Raw genomic sequence first — 17,539 nt, forward strand, 5'->3', positions numbered from 1 at the left:
CCCAGTCACCTTCGTCCGCAATTTTGCGATGGTTAGCTGAAACTATTGCCATGATACCTGACCCAAAAAGAGGAGATGCGGCGAGGGGCAACTGGGCCTCCTCGCCGGCGGTTCATGTCAAGGTCGGGTCACTTTGCCTGCTCGACCGCAGACACCAGCCGTTTCACGGCTTCCTGAGAGGTCATGGCCGAGTTGAAGTGCTCGGTGACGACGTCAACAATGGCGCCGCGCATTGCACCGCTGGTGGCCATCTCATGCGCCATGCTGGGCACCAGGGTGTCAGCCTTGATTGACGCTGCCAGATCGTCCATGGAAGCGAGCGCACATGAGTCATAGCCTTCACGAGAAACATTGAGGCGAGCTGGGATAGATCCCTTGTACCGGGTATATTCAATCTCAACAGGCTCGGTGAGCATGGTGTGCGCCAGCAGCTTGCGCCCCTCGTCGGCATCGGCATCCTTCGAGGTAAAAAATGCGAAACTGTTTGAATTGAGGATATAACCGTTAGCACCAGGAGTGGCCACGCATAGGAAGTCCTTGCCCGGGATCTTACCGGCTGCGAGAAATTCACCCTTTGCCCAGTCGCCCATGATTTGCATGGCAGCGTTGCCGTTCATGACCATGGTCGTTGCGAGATTCCAATCACGCCCGGAAAAGCTGTCGTCCACGTAGCCGCGGATCTTTCGCATTTCGTCAAATACTTTGACCATCGTGTCGCTGCCCAATGCGTCGATGTCCTGCTCGACCATGGTCTTGCGGTAAAAGTCGACGCCGCCGATCCCGAGCACGACTGTCTCGAATATGGTCGCATCCTGCCAGGGCTGGCCGCCATGTGCCAACGGCGTGATGCCGGCCGCCTTGAATTTCTCAGCGACGGCGTTGAATTCATCCCAGGTCTTTGGTGGCTGCGCGCCGATTTTGGCGAACAGCGCAGGATTGATCCACATCCAGTTGACCCGGTGGATGTCGACCGGAATGGCGACATAGTGCCCGTTATATTGGGCAATCTGATTGAGTAGCGGCGGCAGGATGGTCTTCCAATTGTCCTTAGCAGCAATGTCGTCAAGCGTGGCCAATTTGCCGAGCTCCGCCCATTCCGTGACATTGGGGCCCTTCAGAACGGTCATGCCTGGCGGATTCCCTGCGAGGACTCTCGATCGCAAAACCTGGTTCATTGCGTCGCCGCCGCCGCCGGCGACAGGCGAATCGATCCATTTACCTCCAGCCTTCTCAAAGCTCTTCTTGAAGACGTTGATGGCTTTCGATTCACTGCCGGATGTCCAGTAGTGCAGAACTTCCACCGTCGGATCGGCGGCGGAAGCCGGGATGGCTGTGGCTGTCCAAGCTGCAGTCAGCGCGACCAGTGCGATGCAGCGCATTGATATGCTCCCACTCATCTAACGTTCTCCTCCTAACGTTGCGGAAATCCCCGCTTGTTCGCGCAATAAACGCCGCAATACAGCATAAGTCAAACTCTAAATACCGCATTACCGCATATGATCTCGACAATCTTGCGCACTTTGCGGTATTCTGGTAGACAAGTCGCATGACGACACCGAAGCACCGCAACATGTTGCTTCCGATTTTGATGAAGGCCGGGGTGGCTGGTCCGCCGGCTCAGCTGCATGTTTCGGACGACATCATGAAGAGGGACCTTCACAGCCTCTCGGAAGACGGCGAACTGCGTAGCGGCATCGCACCGGATGCCAAGGAACGGATGGGGCCGTCGGCTATCCCGCATTTGCACCCTGGAGCGACTATTTTCCTTGATGCCGGACAGGCGGTTCTTGAAGTCGCGCGGCGTTTGCCACCCGGTTCGTTTTCCGCGATCACGCACTCGTTGGCTATTGCAAACTTTCTTAAAGCCAGGACCGGCATCATGCTTGGCCATAAATGGGACGAGCTTCAGCGCTTGTTCAAGGGTGCCGCGACCGAAGAGGCAATAAAAAGCTACCGTGCCAACGCAGCAAACATTTGTGCTTGCGCTTTTGATCCGGTTTTTTGGCGTAACCGCTTCCGAAGAATGGGATGCGGCGGCCGAACGAGCCATGCTGTCGGTCAGCGATCAGAAGATGCTGGTAGCAGACGATACGAAAATGGGGGGCAGGGAACCCTATTTCGTTTCATCGTTAGAAGACTTTGATTTCTTCGTGACTGATCAGTTTTCAATAGCAGCGAGAATAATGGGCAGACAAACCGGAAACAGTTTCCGCAGACGTGCCCCTTGGTTCAAGCCGTTGCCTCATGAAGCACATCGTATCGTGCACAAAAGGACACCAATGTTTTCTCAATTCCACCATGTTGCGATCATCTCCAGCGACTACGAACGATCCAAGGCCTTCTACAATGGGATCCTCGGTTTCAAAATCACGGCGGAAAACTGGCAGTCGTTACGGAAGTCATGGAAATGCGATCTGCGTTCAGGTGACGCGCGCATCGAACTCTTCTTTATCCCTGGTGCTCCTGCGAGGCCGTCGAACCCTGAAGCGCAGGGCCTACGGCATTTGGCGTTCGCTGTATCCGATATTGCCAATGTCATTGCCCATCTGGAACGCCAGAACATCGTAACAGAGCCTGTCCGGATTGACCCCTACACAGGCGCGGCCTACACGTTCTTCTCCGATCCCGATGGCTTACCGATCGAAATCTATGAGGTCGGACAAGTTCCGTCGGTGACAGGAGAGGAGCGGGCTTGAAATTTCGATCCAAGGAACGACACTCTGGCCTTCGATCACTTCGAAAGATCGGTCAGCCGACAATCGACCCCATTGGCGCGCTGAGGGTGCTTCAACCACGTAGATGGCGGTCGCTGGCCGTAACTTACTCAAGTTTCCACCAGGTCCCTCGGAGTGAATTCAAAACATGTGCGCAGCAGCCATAGCTATCTCCTGCCAAATCAGTCACGCCTTAGATCGTTCAACTCCTTGAGAACCTCCAGGGGTTCCAGATCAAGCGGCATGTTTGTGGCGTCGTGCGCAGCGTCGAGGGCGCCGATTGCGTCTGCGTCCAGCATGGCAAACAACGGATCGAGATCATTAGGCTCTGGGCCGCGTTCTGCGACCAACTCAAGCGTTTTTCGCAAGGCCGCGTCTGAAGTCAGGCTGTCGACGAGCACCTTGGCAACCTGGCGCCGAGCAATCACACCATCGCGGGGCGTGCCGGATTGCCTCTTGTCGCCTTGTAAAAAGATCGGACGGAGTTGGTCCGGATTGTTGTAATCGAACCATCCTGGTCTGACGATTGTATAGGAATGGCCGCTGGCACGGACCAGCCGCTCAGCGCGCCGTTTCCAGTCGTGGGCACCCTTGCGGTCGGTGACGGCGATGGCCGTCATCAGCGCGATACGAACGTGCCGGTCTCCCAACGCGGCGAGCAGGTTGCGTACGCCGCCATAATCGACTTTCTCCGCTTCCCGCGGGCTACCATATGTTCCGTGGGTAAACACGATGGCATCCACGCCCTCGACTACGGCTAGAAGAGACTGCTCGCGGGTCAGATCGGCAACTGCAATTTCAAAACCGGGGAGCGGCTTTAGCTTACCTGGAGTGCGAACCAAGGCACGAACCTTGTGGCCCTGGCCAATTGCTTCAGCGATGACATGTGTGCCAATGCTCCCCGTCGCTCCGACGGCAAGGATCGTCAGTTGGGGTTTGGTGATAAATGTTCCTCCTCATTACTGCACAATGCTTTCCTTCATGAATCTCTCCCAGAACCGAACGGCGTCGGTTACCCAGCCTTCGGCGCTGGTGCCTGTACCGGTCCCGAAGCCATGGCCGAGGCCTTCATAGGAATGGAATTCGACCGGCGTGCCGGCGCGGCGCAGGACGGCTGCGCGTCTCTCCATGATCATGGCAGGAGCAATCCCATCCTGCTTGCCAACGACAACAAAGGTAGGCGGTTCATTCGACGAGGTATCAGTGTGCGCGGTATAGGCCATCACCACCGTTGATGGCTTTGGAAGGTCGTCGCCTCCAAAGGCGGCAACACCGTGTGATCCAACGAAAGCCGCCATCCTGGCGCCGGCTGAACTGCCCCACAGGGAATAATCCGCGGTGCTGACGCCGAGTGTCTGCGCATTTCGGAAGATGAAGGATATGGCGGTAGCCAGGTCCTCATTGGCGATCCTACCACCTTGCCCGGCCCGGTATTTCAGGACGAAGGCGTTATAACCCTTTTGGTTGATCTCGGCGGCGTAGGGAAAGCCCTCATGAACGGAACCCACATAGGCAAAACCGCCGCCGGGCGCGATCACAGCAAAGGGCGCGCCCGGTTGACCCCGGAAGAAGAATAGGCCGCAATTACCTTTTTCCAGCTGCGCCCGCTTCTGGGCCTTGGTGTAGATATCATAGAATACGGTTCTTCCGTCATTCACATCCACGATCATGCGGTTGAGCCCACTAGCGATCGTGGCGGGCTCAACGTGGCTATGATATGGCAGGATTGAGCTGATATCCTTGAGCCGCATGTTCGCATCGTAGGCGCGGACGTCCCACGGCAGCACCCGTCGAGCGAACCCTGCAAAAGCGGGATGAGCGAGAATATCCCCGATCGTGCTGTCGGGGCTAAGGGGCGCATCCCGGGCGCCGCTATTTCGATCTGGCGGAAGCTCCGTAGACGCGCTGTCAGGGCGTGAATGCAAGTCGACCTCCCTTGCCTCTGCCAACGGATGTGACAAGATCAACGACAGCGCAACGCAGAACGATTGAAGAGGAATGTCTCTCATTCGTCACGTCGCAGCCTGCTGCTTGATCTTTCGAATCGCGTCATTGAAGCCGTTTGGTGTGCCGCTTGATCCCGCAAGCTTTCCGACGTGCACCTGCGCGATCGGCCGACCGACGACAACTCTGGGCACAGCTGCTGCGAAGCTACGTTGTAGTTCGAGCGACCTGGGAACCGTTGCCTGAGGCGTAACCTGAACCGCAATGATCAAGCCACCCCTTAGCGTTACGGTCACTGTGATGAACGATGGCTGGCCGCCATACTGACCTGTCGCCGTATAGACTCCATCGGCGTAGCGGCCGCGCTCGGACTGCTCTTGCCGAGGTGCAAGGTTGTCGGCCGCGGCAACCGAACCCCGGCATCCCACCACCATCAGTGCAGCTGGAATGAACGCAAGCCAGGTCATGGTCCTGAATGTCCTCATGCGGTAATCCTTTCATCGGGTAAAGAGTTCGCCGTCGAAGTTTGGCGAGCTCTCTGCTCGTCCGTCTGCGAACATGCGAGCAAATGAAAACTGGAACGCCTCGGTCAACTGACCGGGCGCGGCGAAAAACAACGCCGTGGCCAGGCCATCAGCCGTCATTGCGTCGTCAGCGACGGCCCAACTCGCGATCACGTCCCGGACGGGAACGCCGGTGCGGCCATCGACCACGTGGTGAAACGGCCCCCAGGCTCGCTTGTTTACTGCCGAAGCGCACAACGCGCGCTCATGCAGGCGCGCGATGCCGATGATCAGTGCCGGATCGGACGGGTGCTCCAGTCCGACGTCGAGCGGCTTCAGTCCCGCATGGATAAGATCGCCACCGCCATCCACGACAAATTCCCGGTTTCCTGCGGTGCGTAGCATGTCCGCAACAATGTCGACGAGATATCCTTTGCCGGCGGCACCGACGTCGATGACGACGGGACGTTGGGTGGTGATGGTGGATTTATAGCGCGTCACATCCGCCCTCCAACTGCGGCGCTCATGAGAATAACGGGCGATGGCCAGCGGATCATGTTGAAGCGAATACCCAGCGTCATAGCCAAGCAACTCCAGGTCGCGCCCGACGAGGGGATCGACCGCACCGCCTGTCATCATATGGAGACGATCATAAAGGTCGAATAACCGGATTGAATCGTCGGGAAATTCGAAGGTCCCGCCGGTGTCGGCCGTGGCGATCCTGGTAACTAGCGAGTCGGTTCGAAACCGCGAATAGCAGGCGTCGAAACGTCCGACGCAGTCAAGAATGCACTGCTGCAAGGGGACAGCGAGAGGCTTGAGCGTGTCGATCTTCCATGATGTGCCGATAGCATCAAATTCAAACTTGAACATGCCAGTCATCCGATCGTCCTGCATAAGTCGCAGGACGATCGTCTCCGTTGCTCTCAGTGGCCGGTCATTTTCAACACGGCCTCGGGCAAGCGCTCACCCTGGACTTCGACCTTGGAAGCTTCAGCGTTAATCTCGGCCAGATCGCTAATCGTTAGTTCGAGATCGACCGCGCCGAGGTTTTCCTCAAGCCGGTGCAGCTTCGTCGTACCGGGAATCGGTACGATCCACGGCTTCTGCGCCAGCAACCACGCAAGCGCCACCTGCGCCGGCGTTGAGCCCTTACGATCCGCGACACCCTTGATCACACCAACCAGCGCCATGTTGGCTTTGCGCGCTTCTGGAGAAAAGCGAGGCACGAGATTGCGGAAATCGCCTTGTTCGAACTTTGTGTTCTCATCGATCTTGCCGGTCAGAAAGCCCGCACCGAGCGGGCTGAACGGAACGAAGCCGATACCGAGCTCCTCCAGCACGGGCAAAAGTTCCGCTTCCGGCCCACGCCAGAACAGCGAATACTCGCTCTGAACCGCGGCGACCGGCTGAACGGCATGCGCTCTGCGGATGGTATTAACGCCGGCTTCCGACAAGCCGAAGTGTTTCACCTTACCTTCTGCAACAAGATCCTTGACGGCGCCTGCGACGTCTTCGATCGGTACATTAAGGTCGACACGGTGCTGGTAGAATAGGTCGATGCGATCCGTCTTCAAGCGCTTGAGTGCCGCCTCTGCCACCGCTTTGACGTGCTCCGGGCGGCTATTGGTGCCCCCGGTGCGGGCGCCGGTCTCAAGATCGATGTCAAAACCGAATTTCGTGGCGATGACAACCTTGTCGCGGATGGGCTTAAGCGCTTCGCCGACCAGCGCCTCGTTGGCAAATGGACCATAAGCTTCGGCGGTGTCGAAAAACGTCACGCCGCGGGCGTTCGCATCATGGATGAGCTTGATCATGTCGGCCTTTTCGACGCCTGGACCATAGACGCCTGTCATGCCCATGCATCCGAGCCCAAGGGCGGACACTTCGAGACCATTGCTTCCAAGCTTTCGCGTTTTCATGGTTTTCTCCACTTTTCTAACATGGCAGATTGCCGACAATGGCTGCGCCATTCAGGTATACGGGTACTCTAATGGATGTTACCGCGAATGATTACCCGGTTTAATCCGCATGAACTTATAAGAACGGGTAATCAATGTTCGAGGGCTTTCGCCTATGCGGTTTGGACGAGTGCCCTGCAAGAGTTAATGGTCGACATGTCTGAAGATTTCGATCGGCTCGATGCGATTGCGGATCGCAACCACTCCTAACGACTTGAGTCCATTGCGGCGATGAGGCGCTTGCTCGACTGTCGTTTCGCTGATGAGGCATCGTGTGCCGAAGTTTTTGTTTAGCGTTTCCAGCCTCTGTGACAGGTTCACGGTGTCTCCATACAGAGTATAGGTCTGGCGGCCGGTGCTTCCAACCGTACCGCCGGTCACCAACCCCGACGCCACTCCAATTCGAAGATGGATCGTCACCCCCTGGAATTGTTTGCCGTTGATCTTCTCAAGCATGATCCGAGAACTGTCGATTGCGCAACCGGCGTGATTTTCCAATGAAACCGGAGCATTAAAGGCCGCAATAACCGCATCTCCGATATAATCAATGACAATGCCACCCTGCTCGTCGATAATGCCGGTCATCGCCGTAAACAGCTCGTTGAGAAGAGGTATCAGCTTTGAGGGAGGCATGCTCTCAGCAATTGTCGTGAACCCCTCAATGTCGGCAAAGAGCACAGTTGCCTGTTTCGTCTGTGGAGCAAGGCTTCCCTCGTCAACAAGCTCCTGAACGATAGAGGCGGGGACGTAGCGGCCGAACAGGGTCTGGACACGCACGCGATCGGCCTTAGCGCTCGCATGCGCTCTTACAACCAGCCGTGCCCGATGGACCGCGAAAGCGGTAATGCCTGTCACGGCCCCAATCATGACTATTTCCTGGACACGAGAAGACACCCCAATGAAGTTGGCATTGAGAACGACAGCCAGAAACGCCTCGCGGGATGGCGCGCGCGGCAGATCGTTGAAGCTCAGGTAGCCCTGCATCCCAGAAATAATGTAGAACGTTGAAGACAAAAGGCCGACGACGGCCCATAGCCCCGTCCAGATGACAACCTTAGGCGAAAGCGTCAGGACAGATGCAGCGATGATAACGTAGTAATTTTGCACGCGGCTCGTCAGGAAGACGAGGTTTTGAGGGATGTCATCGCCGCTACTCAAAGGGGCAAGAGCAAGAAGTGCCGAGATAAGGATCGGATCGAAGGTGAAAACGGCCAGCCGCGCAGCCCTTTCGAAGCGCGACCTTGCAGCGAGAAGCGCCATGAGGCCGACCAATGCGACGGCAAGCGTGGCAGTAAACACAGCGACGTTGATTGGGAAATGGTAACCCCAAAAAGAGAATACTGCGAGGGTGCCAATCGCTACGGTGCGCCCTAGCATCGCGTAAGCGAAGCCTTGGCGTTCGGCATGATCCAATGCGATATCTATCGCCAATGGTGAGCTTGACTGTGGGCGTTCTTCCTTGCGCAATTTCCCCTCTATTCTTTGTCCGTGGTAAATTTTCGATGCTGATATTTGAGCTGGCAAGCCAAAGGGAGGATGTGTCGACCTCCGGCGGAAGGCCAACACCACATCATCCCGCCCTATTCCGCCTTGGATAAGGAGGCCAGGTTTAGCCGCTGCCTCGGCTCAGACATTCACTGGAAAGTCAGTGCTGGCGCTCACGTTCTTCCACTCATCGATTTCGCGCCGCTGGGCTTCGAGTTCATCGGTAACAAACTTGACCGCATCGCTTCCCAGCAAAAGCCTTGCGGGAAGCGCTGAGCCCCGCACAAATTCGATGAGCGCATGCGCGGCTTTGTCTGGGTCGCCGAGCTGCGTTCCGTGCGTTTTGTCGTTCTCTTTCCGCCTCGGTCCTACCGTCGAGGCATAGTCAACAATGTGGGCACTCGCATGATGAAGGGAGCGGCCAGAGAAATCCGTTCTGAAGAATCCGGGCTCAACGACCGTCACGCGAATCCCAAGAGGAGCGACCTCCTTGCGAAGTGCATCCGACATGCCCTCGACTGCGAACTTCGTGGCCGAATAATAGCCCGAGCCAGGGGCTGACATCCGGCCGGCGATTGAGGAAACGTTGAGGATCGTGCCACTGCGACGGGCGCGCATGTCAGGAAGGACCGCTTTGATCATCTCCACAGTACCAAAGAAGTTGGTGGCAAAGAGGTCTCCGACCTCCTTGTCACTACCTTCTTCAACTGCTGCGCGATAGCCGTAACCCGCATTGTTGACCAGCACATCGACCGAACCGAAGCGTTCATGCGCCAGTTTGATCGCGTTTTCTCTCTGGGACTTGTACGTCACATCGAGTGCTACGCCGACCGCAGTGTCGGGGTAGGCGGACACGAGTTCCTCCACAGTGCGGATGTCGCGTGCCGTAACTACAGCATTGAAGCCAGCATCAAGGACCGCCTGTGCCAAGCTTTTTCCCAAGCCCGTCGAGCATCCTGTTATCATCCAGGTCGTCATATGAATTCCTTCTAAAATATTGTGGTATGCCTGTCGACAGACAGCCCCTATCGTCCCACCCGTGCCTGGAGACTCACTGGATAACGGTCACCCTGCACGGTGATATGCGATAGGGCAGTCTCGATTCTTACAAGATCTTCCGACGTCAACTCGATCGATGCGGCGCCGATGTTTTCCTCAAGGCGGTGCAGTTTAGTGGTTCCGGGGATGGGCACGATCCAGGGCTTCTGTGCCAGTAGCCACGAGAGAGCGATCCGCGCGGGTGTAGCCTTCTTGTCAGCGGCAAGGTGGCCAAGCAGGTCGATCAGCGCCTGATTTGCCTTACGGTTTTCTTCGGAAAAGCGCGGGACTTTCCTCCGAAAGTCGTCGGTGGCAAATGTTGTTGTCTCTTTGATGGTGCCGGTAAGAAACCCCTTGCCGAGGGGAGCGAAGGGAACAAAACCGATCCCGAGTTCCTCGAGCGTTGGCAACACGTCCTTTTCCGGTTCGCGCCACCACATGGAATATTCGCTTTGCAAGGCGGTGATTGGCAGAACGGCATGCGCACGGCGGATCGTCTGTGTGCCGGCCTCCGATAGCCCGAAATGCTTGACCTTGCCTGCCGCAATCAGCTCGCCGACAGTGCCGGCGACGTCCTCGATTGGTACGTCCGGATCGACACGGTGCTGGTAAAACAGGTCGATTACATCCGTGCGCAGGCGCTTGAGTGAGGCGTCGGCAACTTCTTTGATGTGCTCGGGCCGGCTGTTCAGGATCTGCTGCTTGCCGTCTCCACCAAAGGTGAAGCCGAATTTCGTGGCGATGACGACCTGTCTTCTGATCGGCTCGAGGGCCTCGCCGACCAACTCCTCATTGATGAACGGTCCATAGACCTCAGCCGTGTCGAAGAAGGTGACCCCGTGTTCGACAGCCGCACGAATCAGCGCAATGCCGTCCTTCTTGTCGACAGGCGGTCCATAGCCATGGCTGAGGCCCATGCACCCTAAACCAAGAGCTGAGACTTCAAGACCACTGTTTCCGAGTTTGCGTTTTTGCATGTCATCCTCCTTGGATCGGGCCGCTTCCACGGCGCATGCAGATGCCTCTTTTGAAATACCAGCTTTGGCCATAGCCACCGGCGTATCGTCTAACCCATGTTTGGAGCCGCCACTGCCTGGAAATACGATTGCAACAAGAACGACGGTGCGAGCAAAAACAAATAATGGCGGGCAACTACAACCAGTATGCAGTGGCTATTTCCAAGCTCTCCCGATGCGACGGTCTATTCTTTCAATGATCTGTCGATGTGGATCAAAAGAATATAGTGTTCGCAATGGCCGGCGATTAGGTGCTATAATCAGCATATCGCTATTAGCTGGACTAATGAATGGCACACGAAAACTTCAACGATCTTGCTGCGTTTGCCGCCGTCGCCAAAGAACGCAGTTTCACCAGGGCCGCAGCTAAGCTTGGGATTTCACAGTCGGCTCTCAGCCAGACGATAAGTGCCCTTGAGAAGAGGATCGGACTTCGCCTTCTTACTCGCACGACACGCAGCGTCGCGCCAACCGAAGCCGGCGAGCGCCTGCTGCAGACTGTTGCTCCGAGATTCGAAGAGATCGAAGCCCAGCTCGCAGCGTTGAGCGAGCTCCGCGAAAAGCCAGCTGGAACCGTTCGGATTACGGCTGGCGAACATCCAGCCATCTCCATCCTGCAACCGGCCTTAAAGCGTTTTTTGCCAGATCATCCGGACGTCAATGTCGAGATCATCATTGACTATGGGCTGACCGATATCGTTGCCGAAGGGTACGATGCCGGCGTCCGAATGGGCGAGCAGGTTGCCAAAGATATGATCGCCGTGCGTATCGGCCCGGAGATGCGGATGGCCATTGTTGCATCGCCGGCCTATTTTGAACGCCATTCACAGCCTGAAACGCCACAGGATCTGATGGTGCATAAGTGTATCAATATGCGTCTTCCCACCTATGGTGGGCTCTTCCCGTGGGGTCTCGAAAAAGACGGCCGTGAGGTCAACGTCCGCGGCGAAGGGCAACTCGTATTCAACAATCTTGGTCTACGGCTAAGCTCGGCCTTAGACGGCCTCGGGGTGGCCTACATGCCCGAAGACCAGGTGCTGCCCTTCGTCGCGAAGGGTCGGCTGATACGCGTTTTGGAAGACTGGTGTCCATATTTTCCAGGCTACCATCTATACTATCCAAGTCGCCGGCATTCGTCACCCGCGCTGTCGTTGTTGGTAGACGTTCTCCGCTATCGCTCGGCTTGATCCTTCGGCTCTTCGGGGCCGGTTACTTCAATGTCGCCGAGCAGTTTATGGGTAACCGGCGGTAGGCAATGCATTCGGATCGAATATGTCCCAGTCCCGGAAAGGGAAGATGGGCAGCTCCGATCAAGTCGCGCTCCGAGGCAGCTTTGTCGAACACAGTTCTACGTGCCTTGACGGCTCTGGCTGGACCGCTGTCAAACGCGAAGGTTACCTGCGGGTATGCGAATTGTATGGTCCCTGCATGGACCAAATCACCAATCAGCAGGAGCCTCTCGCCACCGCTTTCAAGGACATAGACAACGCTGTCGGGCGTGTGACCACATGTTGCCACCGCCCTGACGCAAGCGACAACCTCTTCGTCTCGATCAAACGGCTGGAAGAGACATAGGGACCGATTGACCTTGGCTTTGAAATTATCGGCGCTGTTTGACGGAACAGCTGCGCCATCTGATATTCTTGCTCATTGCTGAGCGATTAAACTGGCGGTTCCATTTTATCAGCTGAGACGATTAGCCATTCGGCGCGATAATCCAATTAAAGTAATAGGATAGACCAATGAGTTGGGGAGCTGTTCTCCGTTGAATTCCCGAGCTTCGCTCCCCACCGCATCATGGCTTCACTCAATTGTAGACAAGCAGGTCCTTCCAGAAGTCGCATTTGTGATCGGCGGTAAAGTCGTTGTCGCTGATCGTCGAAAGTCGAGGAATGTCCTGCGCCAGATAGCTCTGGGCGTTCGGGTCGCTTGTAAATTGCGGCCAGACGCTTTCGCCCGGGCGATTGGGATTGCCTGTGCGGACGAAATTCGTCCAGGCGTCCACAAGTTCGTCAGAGAGCTTCTGTTGCTGCGTATTGAGGTCGTGGCGGACGCCCTTGTCGCCGCCATGAAAGCCCGGGAATAGATATTGAAGGTCCGCCGTGTGATAGGCGAGCGGCGCGAAATCCGGCAACTCGGGGAACATGAATGGCGCCGCACGGTCGCGGAACTCATAGGCGTACAGAGGCACCTTCCCTGCAAGGAGGTGGGTGGCCTGCTGGATACGGCAGACCATGACGTCGGTCTGGATCGCATTCATGCGCAATTGCGGGCTCTTATAGTCTGCGGACGGATAGCTGGCGAAAATCTTGTCGACGGTTCCGGTCGGATAGGCGGGCGGCGTGCCGCCGGCACCTGCATTGCCGCCAAAGATCGCCTTCACGTAGCTTTCGACATCCACTTCAGTCACAGCCTTGCCGGAATAGTAGACGGGGATTGCCGCAAAAAAGTTGCCCTCGTCCCGGGTCGAGCCGTTCATGATCGGCATGTGAGTGAAATTGCCAGATTCGATCACCGAGGCTCCGCCACTCGGTACGATCTGTCCGTCGGCAACCGGGGTCACGACATAAGGACCGAAGCTTTCCGGCGGCCCTGACAGCTTCATGAGTTCATCGGCGGGGAGTTTACGCAGGCACGCAGCCGTCGCCTCGTCTGCGGCCGAACCGCAACCGGCGGCCTCGGCAAACGCCGTGGCTTTTTTCTCGGCCACCTCCATCGGGATCGCGGTCAGCCAGGATGCGCTGCTTTGGATGATCGCCTTTTGAAACAAGCCCTTTGTCAGCGGGGAGATGACATTGAACGCCGCGCTTGCGCCGCCGGCCGACTGACCGCCCACCGTGATGTTGTCGGGATCGCCACCGAAGCTGGCGATATTGTCCTTCACCCAGCGTAGAGCGAACTGCTGGTCGAGCAGACCGTAATTGGCGAACAGATGCCCCTCCTTGTTGAGGGCGGGATGCGCGAAGAAGCCCAGCAGGCTGAGGCGGTAGTTGATCGTGACGACGATGACCTTGCCTCGAGCCGCAAGCTTGCTGGCGTCATAGTCGCTTCCGGCGCCGTCGACAAAGCCGCCTCCGTGGATCCAGAACAGCACGGGTAGCTTTTCGTCATTGGTCGAGACATCCTTCGGCGCGACCACATTGAGGTAGAGGCAGTCTTCCTTGCTGGTGGCCGGTCCGGCAAACACGCCAAGTAGGGTGACCTGGGCACAGGCCGCGCCGAACGATGTCGCCTCGCGCGTCGCGGTCCATGGCGCATGTTCCTCGGGCGGCTTCCAACGCAGGTCACCGATGGGAGGTGCGGCGTAGGGGATGCCGAGATATTCGACGACTTCGCCTCGCGCGACGCCTTGCACCACGCCCTTGGTCGTTGTTGTGACTAGGTTCGGCGCGGCCGACGCGCTTTGCCAGCTGGCGCACAGTGCCCCGAGCGCAAGGATGGTTCTCAAAGCGCGCTGTTGGAATTTAAGTTCAGGCATATCATTCTCCAAGTATCTCGGCGTGATGGCAGAGACGAGTCGCCATCATCGCGCTCAGTCACGGTTTGTTATCGGCGGGTCGCGGTCTTGCGCTGTCACGGCTGTGCGCTTGCGGTGCTGCAGCCATTTGACGCTATAATAGGTGACGAAAATATAGAGTCCGGCGATCGCGACACAGTGGACGAAGAAACCGGCGACAGATTCTTCGAAATTCCACCAGTCGAGCGAGACCTGCATCGAAAGCTTGCTACCAAGGCCGAGCGCAAAGGAACTCCCGACGCCGTGAATGGCGATCCCGGCGGCCACGAGCCGCAACGTCCAGGCGCAGATCGCGTTCGGTCTGGTGATGCCAGTGAGGTTTTGTGCAACGCCCATGATCATCGGCCAGCGTAACCCGAGATGCACGGCGACAATGACGAGCGCCCAATAGGCGGCCAGCGTGTGGATCTGCCGAACCGTGAAGCCGCCAAACGCCGACATGATAGGTGACAAAGTGTTGGAGATCAGGATGCTCGTAACAAGCAGTGCCAGCATGACCACGGTCAACGCCAGGGTGACGGCGACATTGAACAGGCTACGGACATCCCGGCGGGTCCGCTTGAGCGTACCGTAAAAGCGACGATTGAAAATGTTGTGGGCGATAATCAGCAGGAACATCGCGGTGCCAGCCAACTCGTGCGCCGTGTTTCCAAGCCACCAGTAGGAAAAGCCGAAAACAAGAAGACCGGCTGCAATGAAATCGAAGAAAAGACGTAGCAGAAGGACTGAGTTCAAGATCAACGCCTCCCGATCTATTCAACGGGCGCGCCGTTGAAGCGCGGGATGCGATAGGCCGTGTAAAGGAAATCGCTGTCCGCCTGACTGCGATGGCACGACTGACAGCGAGCGGTATTCTCGTCCATCTTGACGGACTTATCCGGCCAGAACCACTGGAACTGCCAGTCAGCGGTGCGGCGACGATCATCGTAGTCGGCGCCGAACCCTTCTCCCTTTTCCATGACGAAATAGCGATAGAGCTTGTCATCGCGGTAATCTACAAGCACGAAATGACTGCCTGCCGGGATTGGTCGCCTGTTCTTGACGGCATCGATTGCCTCTTGCGTCGTCATGATATGTTCGGTCACATTGCCGCGCCTGACGGTCGTGTAATGGACGAGTTGGTCGAGGTTTTCGGGAAACTTTACCCGGTTGGTCTCGGCGTGCACCTGCCAGCCGACGACAACGACCGCCCCGGCGACGAGAGTTGTGAACGCCGACAGCTTTGCAAATTTCCACATGAAGAACCTCGCTTTGGAATTCGGGGATGGCGCCGGTACCATCGAGTGGCAGGCGTCCGGGGATCGTGGCGACTGTTATAGGGGCGCAGCTACTGTCGATACTGTTCGTCCGTGACCTTCTCCAACCATTCGACAGTCTTACCGTCGAGCGCCTCGGTGATGGCGATATGCGACATGCCATTGGTCGGCGTCGCGCCATGCCAATGTTTGACGCCTGGCGGGATCCAGACGACGTCGCCTGGTCTGATCACCTGCACCGGTTTGCCCCATTCCTGGACAAGGCCGACGCCGGCGGTGACAATCAGCGTCTGGCCCAGTGGGTGCGTATGCCAGGCGGTGCGAGCGCCGGGCTCGAAAGTCACGATCCCGCCGCCTATGCGAGCGGGCGCGGTGCCCTGGAAGCGAGAGTCGACGCGCACCGAGCCAGTGAAGTTATCGGCCGGGCCGACGGTGGAGGGCTGGGACTCTGGATGCGTAATGGTGATCATTTGGTTGGACTGAGCCGACGCGGACGACACCAGCACGGCGACAGAGACGATTGTCGCGGCAAGGGACCTCATTTGACGGCTCACTTTGAATTCTCTTGAAAGACGTCGTTGGCGACCGCGACAGCGGAAACCGCGCTGGGCCAGCCCGAGTAGAAGGCCATATGTGTGATCGTCTCGACGATCTCGTCCTTGGTCAGGCCGTTCTGAAGGCCAAGCTTGATGTGCGAGCGGAGTTGATCCGGACGATTGAGGGCGATCAAAGCGGAAATGGTGACAAGGCTCCTATCTCGCTTTGAAAGCCCTGGGCGCTCCCAGATATCACCATAAAGTACCTTGTCGGTGAGCTCTGCGAGCTTCGGCGCGGTGGCTCCCATCAATTGCTGAGCACGCGACTGCTGCGGGGCGGGCGCCGCGTCGGACGTTGCGGGAGGCTGGCTCTGGGCATTGGCCATCGTGGAGATTCCTCCGGTAACCATGAAGCTCGCGACGACAAGCAGATTTCGGGTGATCTTCTTCAAGATTGCGATTCCTCTTATTAGCGGTGGAAACACGGCGCCCAGGCCATTCCCCTGAGCGCCATATTGCAAGCGATCAGGAAACGAGAGTTCGCCCGAAGAACGGGGCGAGTTTGCCGAGCGCGGCTTCGACATATTTGGGCACCCAGTAGGTTTCGATGTGCTGCGCGCCCTCGATCTTGAACAGTTCCTTGTCCTTCGTTCCGGCCGCCTTGGGAAAGGCATCCTCGGTCATGTAGAGGGTGTCGGCCACACTGCCGGCGATCATCAATAGCGGAACGTTGATGAGGTCGATCTGATCCGTCGCATCCCAACGCATTAGGTCCATCAGGCTGCTGGTGGTGTACTTGAAGGTGGACCCTGGGTGTGCGTTAGTCTTCCAATAGTAGATGTACCCCTGACGATACAGAGCGAACGGCAGCGCCGCGATCTGCGCATCCGTCAGACCAGCATCACCGGAGTAGGGAATTTCTCCACCGGCTTTTTCCTTGGCACGAGCCTCAGACGCCTGTTTCAGGCGCTGCTCGATCGTATCGAGTTGCGAATCCTGGAAGCCGTTACGCCGGACGCGTCCCGAGTTGAACATGCTCAGTGTCGCGATCGACTTGAAGCGCTTGTCGGCTTTCGCAGCCGCCAGCGCATAACCGCCGCCGCCACAAATGCCGAGCAGACCGAGACGGTTGGCATCGACACCAGGATACTGCGTAATGAAATCCGCAGCGCCATGAATGTCCTCGATACGATATTGGGGTTTGTCGGTGCTGCGCGGCTCGCCGCCGCTGCCGCCCTGATAGGCGGCATCGGCTGTGATCGTGATATATCCCCGTTCAGCCAGAGACTGGGCATATAGTCCCGTCGTCTGCTCCTTCACGCCGCCGTTCGGATGGGCGAGCACGATCGCCGGATATTTCTTGCTCGGGTCGTAGTTTGCCGGCGTATAGACATTTGCAACGATGTCGAGACCATTGAGCTTATACCTGACCGGGTGGATATTGACCTTGCCCGGCTCGTTCTTGGTGATGGCGCCGTCATAAACCAGCGTAAACGGGTTCTTCTTGTAATCCAGCGGCGTGGCCATCGGTTCGGCAGATGCTTCGGTCATGAAGGGAACTCCTATGAT

19 protein-coding genes are annotated in these 17,539 nt (G+C 57.3%); 3 read left to right on the forward strand and 16 right to left on the reverse strand.

Features of this window, described 5'->3' with window-relative positions:
- Positions 1-128: 128 nt before the first annotated feature.
- Positions 129-1,379, reverse strand: coding sequence for an ABC transporter substrate-binding protein (locus tag AC1RO0_RS22970; RefSeq protein WP_156151507.1), 1,251 nt, complete (start codon positions 1,377-1,379; stop codon positions 129-131).
- A 167-nt stretch (positions 1,380-1,546) separates the two neighbouring features.
- Between AC1RO0_RS22970 and AC1RO0_RS22975 the strand changes: the two genes are divergently transcribed.
- Positions 1,547-2,143 (forward strand): DeoR/GlpR family DNA-binding transcription regulator, encoded by a 597-nt coding sequence (locus AC1RO0_RS22975; protein WP_498595026.1) that lies wholly within the window; start codon positions 1,547-1,549, stop codon positions 2,141-2,143.
- On the forward strand, positions 2,049-2,696 hold the full coding sequence (gene gloA2, locus AC1RO0_RS22980; protein WP_156151506.1) for an SMU1112c/YaeR family gloxylase I-like metalloprotein: 648 nt from the start codon (positions 2,049-2,051) through the stop codon (positions 2,694-2,696). Before AC1RO0_RS22975 ends, gloA2 begins: the two co-directional genes overlap by 95 nt.
- Positions 2,697-2,896: 200 nt before the next feature.
- Here the strand turns inward: gloA2 and AC1RO0_RS22985 are convergent, their stop codons facing one another.
- The 8 genes from AC1RO0_RS22985 to AC1RO0_RS23020 all read right to left on the reverse strand — a co-directional run bounded on the left by AC1RO0_RS22985 (position 2,897) and on the right by AC1RO0_RS23020 (position 10,622).
- Positions 2,897-3,658, reverse strand: coding sequence for an SDR family oxidoreductase (locus tag AC1RO0_RS22985; RefSeq protein ID WP_047639320.1), 762 nt, complete (start codon positions 3,656-3,658; stop codon positions 2,897-2,899).
- Between the two features lie 15 nt (positions 3,659-3,673).
- Complete coding sequence (locus AC1RO0_RS22990) at positions 3,674-4,723, reverse strand: prolyl oligopeptidase family serine peptidase (protein WP_047639319.1); 1,050 nt, start codon at positions 4,721-4,723, stop codon at positions 3,674-3,676.
- Positions 4,724-4,726: 3 nt separating this feature from the next.
- The gene (locus tag AC1RO0_RS22995; protein ID WP_197070337.1) at positions 4,727-5,143 is read right to left on the reverse strand and encodes a hypothetical protein; all 417 of its coding nucleotides are present in this window, start codon (positions 5,141-5,143) and stop codon (positions 4,727-4,729) included.
- A 12-nt stretch (positions 5,144-5,155) separates the two neighbouring features.
- Complete coding sequence (locus AC1RO0_RS23000; RefSeq protein ID WP_047639457.1) at positions 5,156-6,043, reverse strand: FAD:protein FMN transferase; 888 nt, start codon at positions 6,041-6,043, stop codon at positions 5,156-5,158.
- A 44-nt stretch (positions 6,044-6,087) separates the two neighbouring features.
- A complete protein-coding gene (locus AC1RO0_RS23005; RefSeq protein WP_047639318.1) occupies positions 6,088-7,083 on the reverse strand; it encodes an aldo/keto reductase in 996 nt (331 codons plus the stop codon).
- A gap of 183 nt (positions 7,084-7,266) precedes the next feature.
- Positions 7,267-8,589, reverse strand: a complete 1,323-nt coding sequence (locus tag AC1RO0_RS23010; protein ID WP_047639317.1) for an adenylate/guanylate cyclase domain-containing protein — start codon at positions 8,587-8,589, stop codon at positions 7,267-7,269.
- A gap of 159 nt (positions 8,590-8,748) precedes the next feature.
- Entirely contained in the window at positions 8,749-9,585 is an 837-nt protein-coding gene (locus AC1RO0_RS23015; protein WP_047639316.1) for an oxidoreductase, read from the reverse strand.
- A gap of 47 nt (positions 9,586-9,632) precedes the next feature.
- Complete coding sequence (locus tag AC1RO0_RS23020) at positions 9,633-10,622, reverse strand: aldo/keto reductase (protein ID WP_498595027.1); 990 nt, start codon at positions 10,620-10,622, stop codon at positions 9,633-9,635.
- Positions 10,623-10,951: 329 nt separating this feature from the next.
- On the opposite strand from AC1RO0_RS23020, the gene AC1RO0_RS23025 reads away from it, so the two are divergent.
- Positions 10,952-11,848 carry a LysR family transcriptional regulator gene (locus AC1RO0_RS23025; protein ID WP_047639315.1) on the forward strand — a complete coding sequence of 299 codons (897 nt, stop codon included), beginning with the start codon at positions 10,952-10,954 and terminating at the stop codon, positions 11,846-11,848.
- Positions 11,849-11,870: 22 nt separating this feature from the next.
- Here the strand turns inward: AC1RO0_RS23025 and AC1RO0_RS23030 are convergent, their stop codons facing one another.
- The 7 genes from AC1RO0_RS23030 to AC1RO0_RS23060 all read right to left on the reverse strand — a co-directional run bounded on the left by AC1RO0_RS23030 (position 11,871) and on the right by AC1RO0_RS23060 (position 17,521).
- A complete protein-coding gene (locus AC1RO0_RS23030) occupies positions 11,871-12,302 on the reverse strand; it encodes an MBL fold metallo-hydrolase (protein ID WP_081999562.1) in 432 nt (143 codons plus the stop codon).
- Between the two features lie 166 nt (positions 12,303-12,468).
- The gene (locus AC1RO0_RS23035) at positions 12,469-14,139 is read right to left on the reverse strand and encodes a carboxylesterase/lipase family protein (RefSeq protein ID WP_498595028.1); all 1,671 of its coding nucleotides are present in this window, start codon (positions 14,137-14,139) and stop codon (positions 12,469-12,471) included.
- A 54-nt stretch (positions 14,140-14,193) separates the two neighbouring features.
- Positions 14,194-14,913, reverse strand: a complete 720-nt coding sequence (locus AC1RO0_RS23040) for a DUF4405 domain-containing protein (protein ID WP_498595029.1) — start codon at positions 14,911-14,913, stop codon at positions 14,194-14,196.
- Positions 14,914-14,930: 17 nt separating this feature from the next.
- A complete protein-coding gene (locus tag AC1RO0_RS23045) occupies positions 14,931-15,416 on the reverse strand; it encodes a cytochrome P460 family protein (protein WP_052224222.1) in 486 nt (161 codons plus the stop codon).
- Between the two features lie 89 nt (positions 15,417-15,505).
- Positions 15,506-15,976: a (R)-mandelonitrile lyase gene (locus tag AC1RO0_RS23050; RefSeq protein WP_047639312.1), complete on the reverse strand. Its 471-nt coding sequence runs from the start codon at positions 15,974-15,976 to the stop codon at positions 15,506-15,508.
- A gap of 8 nt (positions 15,977-15,984) precedes the next feature.
- Positions 15,985-16,422, reverse strand: coding sequence for a carboxymuconolactone decarboxylase family protein (locus tag AC1RO0_RS23055; RefSeq protein ID WP_047639311.1), 438 nt, complete (start codon positions 16,420-16,422; stop codon positions 15,985-15,987).
- A 73-nt stretch (positions 16,423-16,495) separates the two neighbouring features.
- Positions 16,496-17,521 (reverse strand): alpha/beta hydrolase, encoded by a 1,026-nt coding sequence (locus tag AC1RO0_RS23060; protein WP_498595030.1) that lies wholly within the window; start codon positions 17,519-17,521, stop codon positions 16,496-16,498.
- Positions 17,522-17,539 lie beyond the last annotated feature (18 nt).

Source organism: Rhizobium sp. GW821-FHT14E12 (assembly GCF_058803745.1).